The organism is Lentzea sp., from assembly GCF_036380075.1.
Taxonomy (GTDB): domain Bacteria; phylum Actinomycetota; class Actinomycetes; order Mycobacteriales; family Pseudonocardiaceae; genus Lentzea.
The window spans coordinates 1-5,793 of the sequence record NZ_DASVFL010000167.1 but is presented as its reverse complement, the minus strand read 5'-3'; the positions used below and the strand labels follow the sequence as shown (position 1 = coordinate 5,793).

The window sequence follows — 5,793 nt, the reverse complement described above, 5'->3', positions numbered from 1 at the left end:
AACGCACCCCCGGTCACGCACGTCCACCTCTGTGGACCTGCGCGGTGGACAGTACTGCGCGATGCGTAGTACTGTCCACCGCGCAACAGGCGGTCGGAGGGGCCATGGACACCAGTCAGCTGCTCAAAGGGGTGCTCGACCTGGCCGTCCTTGCGGTTCTGCGCAAGGACGACGGGTACGGGTACGACGTGGTGCGCAGACTGCGCGCCGGGGGATTGAACGACGTGGGGGACGCGTCGGTGTACGGGACGCTCCGGCGGCTCTACAACGCCGGGATGCTGACGTCGTACGTGGTGCCCAGCGAAGAGGGCCCGCACCGGAAGTACTACAGCATCAACGAGACCGGGCGGGTGCGCCTGGCTGAGTCGAGGGAGACGTGGAGGTCGTTCGCCAGCACGCTGGACGGCCTGCTCGAGGAGGTCGCGGCATGAACACGCAAGCGCTCGGCGTCGAGCACTACCTGGCTGGGATGCGTGCGGCCCTCGACGACCTGCCGCCCCACGAGGTCGCGGAGATCATGGAGGACGTCGAGGCGCACGTCGCCGAGCTGTCCACCGAACTGGGGGAGGGCGAGACGGTCGAGCAGCGGCTCGGGTCGCCCGAGCAGTACGCGCGGGAGCTCCGGCAGGCCGCCGGCTACCCGCCCAGGACCGAGCGGTTGCCGGTCACGACCAAGAAGCAGCTGCTGACCCGCCCCAGGGCCGCGGCCTGGGGGCTGGCGGCGGCCACCGGGATCACGCTGCTCGCGGGCTCGGCGGCGCTCAAGGAGCCGGCGATCCTGCTGCTGCCCGCGGTGATCCTGGTGCTGAGCCTGGCGCTGGTGAACGACCGGGGGCCGGCCCAGCGGGAGGTCATGGAGCTGCCGGAGACGGTCCGGCTCCAGAAGTGGCTGACGCCCGAGCCCGGCACGCCCGCGGACCGGGCGATCACCTACCTCAGGTCGTTGCAGCCCGCGTGGTGGCTGGTGCGGGCCGTGCTGCTCGGGCTGGGCGCCGTGCTGCTGGCCGGGCGCGACATCCTCGGGTTCCTGGTGATCGCCGGTGTCGCCGTGCTGTCGGTGTTCGCCGGGCCGCGAGCCAAGGCCGACCGGCGGTGGCTGTGGTTCAGCCTGCCCGCGTCCGCGCTGGCGGTGGGGCTGCTGGTCTCGATCGTCGACGTGACGGCGGGGCAGCTCGGCTACAACGCGGAGCGGTCCTCGTACCCGACGCGGATGGTCGAGACGTACGAGAACATCTACGCCTACGACGAGAACGGCAAGCTGCTCTCGAACGTGCTGCTCTACGACCAGGACGGGCAGCCCATCAACGCGCCGCAGCAGTACTACGGCTGCCGCAGCGGCGACCCCGAGCCCGTGATTCCGGCGAACCGCTATCCGCGTCCGAAGATCGACTACGAAAACGGTGTTTGTCACACGGTGGCACCGAGCATCTCCGCTCCGTCATCGACGGAGCCGAGTTCGGAACCGTCGAGTTCTGGAAGCGCGCCTTCGAGCTCGGCGCCACCCACTTCTGTGTCACCCAGCAAGTAAATGCTCGGAGCGGGACCTTGTCGGGGGGTCCCGCTCCTACTTGTTCTCCTGCGGGTCGGCCAGGTGCCGCAATACCGGCATGGCCGAGCGCAGGTGTTCTCTGTCTTCCGGTGAAAGCTCCGACATTCTTTCACTCAATAGTTCGGCTTCGCCGTGGGCGAGTGACGCGATGGTCTCGCGGCCCACTTCGGTGAGCACGACGATGGTCGCCCTGCCGTCTGCGGCGTCGGGCTCGCGGCGCACGAGGCCGGTGGACTCCAGGCTGGTCACGACGGTTGTCGCGGTCGGCTGCGAACACAGCGCGCGCACCGCGATCTCGCCGATCCGCATCGGCCCGTGGGCGCTCAGTTCTGACAGCACCAACAACTGGGTGGGTTGCAAACGACGGGCCGGAGCGGCCTGCCGAAGACTACGCACCAGCCGGTGCACGGCCACCACGAGTTGAAGTGCCTCGTGGTTGGTGACGGTGGTGGGCATCGTTTCTCCGCGCGCATGTGATTGTCCGAATTCGGACACGAACCCTGGAACTTTCCCTCATTCACGCTCTGCGCGCTATCCGCCAATTGCCGATAACCCATTCGGCCGTTGTGGTGACGCGGGGAGTCACAGGGCGCGCCCGGAACAGTTGAATGCGCTGGTAAACGGCGTAAAAAGCGCGATTGGGCTCACTCGAACGGGCGCCGCTTCGAAGCATGATTCAACAGGACAGATCTCCTGTCAGAACTGTGGGAAGGCACACTCGTCTGACCGAACGGCGTAGTCCGTGCCCCCGAAGGGCTCAGGCCGGGGCAGGAGCAGACTGGTCCGGTGAGTGCGAAACCCCGGCGTGGTGAGCTCCGCATCTACCTCGGCGCCGCCCCCGGTGTCGGAAAGACGTTCGCCATGCTCAGCGAGGCTCATCGGCGGCGGGAACGCGGCACGGACGTGGTCGTGGGATTTGTGGAGACCCACGGCCGGACCAAGACCGCTGAACTGGTCGAAGGCCTGGAAATGGTCCCGCGCCGGCACTCCGCGCACCGCGGCGTGGAACTCGCGGAGATGGACGTCGACGCCGTGGTGAGACGCGCACCGGAAGTCGCCGTGGTTGACGAACTGGCGCACACGAACGCGCCCGGATCGCGGAATGCGAAACGGTGGCAGGACGTCGAGGAACTCCTCGAAGCCGGCATCGACGTGCTGTCCACGGTCAACGTCCAGCACCTCGAGTCGTTGAACGACGTCGTCCACCGCATCACCGGCGTCGCCCAGCAGGAGACCGTGCCGGACGAGGTCGTGCGCCGGGCCGACCAGACGCAGCTCGTCGACCTCACTCCCGAAGCGCTGCGCCGCAGGCTCGCCCACGGCGACGTCTACGCCGCGAACAAGATCGACGCGGCGCTCGGCAACTACTTCCGCGTCGGCAATCTCACGGCTTTGCGCGAGCTCGCCCTGCTGTGGGTCGCCGACCAGGTCGACGTCGCACTCCTGCGCTACCGGGCCGAGCAGCAGATCACGGACACGTGGGAGACGCGCGAACGAGTCGTCGTCGCCATCACCGGCGGCAAGGAGAGCGAGACGCTCATCCGTCGCGCGCGTCGCATCGCCACGCGCGCGGGTGGCGACCTTCTCGTCGTGCACGTGCTCAGGGGCGACGGGCTCGCGGGCGCCGACCCGCACGCACTGCAGAAGTACCGCACGCTGACCGAGGACGTCGGTGCCACGTTCCACACGGTCGTGGGTGACGACGTGCCCACGGCGTTGCTCGAGTTCTCGCGGGGCGTGAACGCGACCCAGCTCGTAGTCGGCACATCACGCCGTTCACGGTTCGAGCGCGTGTTCTCGGCCGGTATCGGCTCCACGGTCGTACGGGAGTCCGGCGCGATCGACGTCCACATGGTCACGCACGAGACGACGACCAGCGGTTGGCGCGCACGGTTCGCAAGCAGCCCGCTCAAGCCGAGCAGACTCGCGTGGGGCTGGTTCCTCGCGGTGGCGGGACCCGCGCTGGTCACAGCGGCCGGCGCGTCGATGCGCGAGAGCCTGAACTTCTCCACGAACGTCATCGCGTACCTGCTGGTCACGCTGGTGGTGGCGATCGTCGGCGGGCTCGGCCCGGCGATCGTGACGGCGCTGGTCAGCGCGTTGCTGCTGAACTTCTTCTTCACCGAGCCCGTCTACACGTTCACCATCGACGCGCAGCAGAACGTGCTCACGTTCTTCGCCATGATCGTCGTGGGGGTCTCCACGGCGTTGGTGGTCGACTACGCCGCACGCCGCGCCACGCAGGCAGCGCGCGCTCGCACCGAAGCGACACTCCTCGCGTCGTACTCGCGCACCGTGCTGACGAACCCCTACCCGCTCGCACGGCTGCTGGAGAAGGTGAAGGAGAACTTCGGTCTCACCTCGGTCGCGCTGCTGGAACGCGTCGACGGCGAGTGGGAACGCGTCGCGTGCGTCGGTGCGGGCCCGTGCGACGAGCCGGACGAGGCCGATGTGGACATCGCGGTGACCCCGGACGTGCACCTCGCGCTGAAGGGACGGTCGTTGCCCGCCTACGACCGCCGCGTGCTGGAAGCGGCCGCGGGGCAGGCGGTGCTGGCGTTGAGGCAGCAACGCATGACCGACCAGGCGCTCGAAGCGCAGAAGCAGGCGTCCCGCACGGAGCTGCGCACGGCCCTGCTGAGCGCTGTCGGGCACGACCTCCGCACACCGCTCACGTCGATCAAGGCGTCCGTGGGCTCGCTCAGGGACCCGGAGCTGCGGCTGTCCGACGAGGACACCGCCGAGCTGCTGGAAGCGGTCGAGGAGTCGGCGGACCGCCTCACCGGCCTGGTCGACAACCTGCTCGACTCGTCACGGCTCGCCACGGGCGCCGTCGAACCGCAGTTCCGCGCGGTCGGCTTCTACGAGGCCGTCGCACGGGCGCTGAGCGGCCTCGGAGGCGACATCGAGGTCGACGTCCCCGAGTCGCTGCCACCTGTGCGCGCCGACGTCGGACTGCTCGAACGCGTCATCGCGAACGTCGTCGGCAACGCCCTGCGGTACGCCGGGGCCGTCGCGCTGCGGGCGAGCACCCACGGCGACGACGTCGAGCTGCGGGTCGTCGACCACGGCCGCGGGCTGCCCAAGGGCACCCAGGCCGAGGTGTTCGCGCCCTTCCAACGGCTCGGCGACCGCACGCCGGGTGGCGTTGGTCTCGGTCTGAGCGTGGCGAAGGGCTTCACGGAGGCGATGGGAGGCACGATCACCATGGAGGACACGCCCGGCGGCGGCCTCACCGTGGTGATCTCGCTCCCGGCCGATGAGAGGGCTTCGTGACGAAGGTACTGGTGGTCGACGACGAGCCGCAGATCGTGCGCGCGCTGCGGATCAACCTCTCCGCACGCGGCTACGAGGTGCTCACGGCCCACGACGGCGTCACGGCCCTGAAGCTCGCGGCCGACGGCAAACCGGACGTCGTCGTCCTCGACCTGGGCCTGCCGGACATGGACGGCACGGACGTCATCGCGGGCCTGCGCGGATGGACCACGCTGCCGATCATCGTGCTGTCCGCCCGCACCGACTCGACCGACAAGGTCGACGCCCTGGACGCGGGCGCGGACGACTACGTGACCAAGCCGTTCGGCATGGACGAGCTGCTCGCCCGCCTGCGGGCCGCCGTCCGGCGCTCGGCCGTCACGGGACCCGAGGACGAGCCGACCGTGCGGACCGCGTCGTTCACCGTCGACCTCGCGGCCAAGCGGGTGCTCAAGGACGGGACCGAGGTCCACCTCACGCCCACCGAGTGGGGACTGCTGGAGGTGCTGGCGCGCAACGCGGGCAAGCTCGTCGCCCAGAAGCAGCTGCTGCGCGAGGTGTGGGGCCCCGCCTACGAGAAGGAGACCCACTACCTGCGGGTGTACCTGGCGCAGCTGCGGCGCAAGCTGGAACCGGAGCCCGCCCGGCCCCGGCACCTGCTCACGGAGCCCGGCATGGGCTACCGCTTCGAGCTCTAGGGCTTCGGGTCGGGCGACGCGGAGGTCGTCGACGACGACGTCGGCGGCACGGTCGTCGCGGAGGTCGTCGACGAGGTCGACGCCGGCGGTTCCGTCCACGACGTGGGCGGGTTGCTCTGCGTCTGCGTCTGCGTCGGCTCCGCGGGGTTGGTCGTCACCTGCGGCTGCTGGGACGCGGGCTTCGGCTGTTCCTGCTGCCGTGCGGCCTGCTTGCGCTCCGGTGCCGCGGAGGACTTCGGCGCACCCGACGACACGGTCACCACGACCGTGCTGGTGCTGCCGTCCGGTGCG

Annotated in this window: 5 protein-coding genes and 1 pseudogene; 4 read left to right on the top strand and 2 right to left on the bottom strand. The window is 69.5% G+C overall.

Annotation, left to right across the window (positions count from 1 at the left end):
* Positions 1 to 104: 104 nt before the first annotated feature.
* The gene (locus VF330_RS19200) at positions 105 to 431 is read left to right on the top strand and encodes a PadR family transcriptional regulator (RefSeq protein ID WP_086660750.1); all 327 of its coding nucleotides are present in this window, start codon (positions 105 to 107) and stop codon (positions 429 to 431) included.
* Positions 428 to 1,528: a DUF1700 domain-containing protein gene (locus VF330_RS19195; protein ID WP_330853005.1), complete on the top strand. Its 1,101-nt coding sequence runs from the start codon at positions 428 to 430 to the stop codon at positions 1,526 to 1,528. Before VF330_RS19200 ends, VF330_RS19195 begins: the two co-directional genes overlap by 4 nt.
* 36 nt (positions 1,529 to 1,564) lie before the next feature.
* On the opposite strand, the gene VF330_RS19190 is transcribed toward VF330_RS19195, so the two are convergent.
* Positions 1,565 to 2,005 (bottom strand): MarR family transcriptional regulator, encoded by a 441-nt coding sequence (locus VF330_RS19190; RefSeq protein ID WP_330853004.1) that lies wholly within the window; start codon positions 2,003 to 2,005, stop codon positions 1,565 to 1,567.
* 330 nt (positions 2,006 to 2,335) lie between these two features.
* Here VF330_RS19190 and VF330_RS19185 point away from each other — a divergent pair, with 330 nt between their 5' ends.
* Both VF330_RS19185 and VF330_RS19180 read left to right on the top strand, forming a co-directional pair.
* Complete coding sequence (locus VF330_RS19185; RefSeq protein WP_330853003.1) at positions 2,336 to 4,825, top strand: sensor histidine kinase KdpD; 2,490 nt, start codon at positions 2,336 to 2,338, stop codon at positions 4,823 to 4,825.
* Positions 4,822 to 5,502, top strand: a complete 681-nt coding sequence (locus VF330_RS19180; RefSeq protein WP_330853002.1) for a response regulator — start codon at positions 4,822 to 4,824, stop codon at positions 5,500 to 5,502. Before VF330_RS19185 ends, VF330_RS19180 begins: the two co-directional genes overlap by 4 nt.
* On the opposite strand, the pseudogene VF330_RS19175 reads toward VF330_RS19180, so the two are convergent.
* Positions 5,499 to 5,793, bottom strand: a pseudogene (locus tag VF330_RS19175) (hypothetical protein); the annotation flags it as partial. The gene VF330_RS19180 and the pseudogene VF330_RS19175 sit on opposite strands and share 4 nt — an antisense overlap.

Excerpts from the sequence above, each read along its gene's own strand:
- VF330_RS19190 (WP_330853004.1), bottom strand. The coding sequence starts at position 2,005 with ATGCCCACCACCGTCACCAACCACGAGGCACTTCAACTCGTGGTGGCC.
- VF330_RS19200 (WP_086660750.1), top strand. The coding sequence starts at position 105 with ATGGACACCAGTCAGCTGCTCAAAGGGGTGCTCGACCTGGCCGTCCTT.
- VF330_RS19195 (WP_330853005.1), top strand. The coding sequence starts at position 428 with ATGAACACGCAAGCGCTCGGCGTCGAGCACTACCTGGCTGGGATGCGT.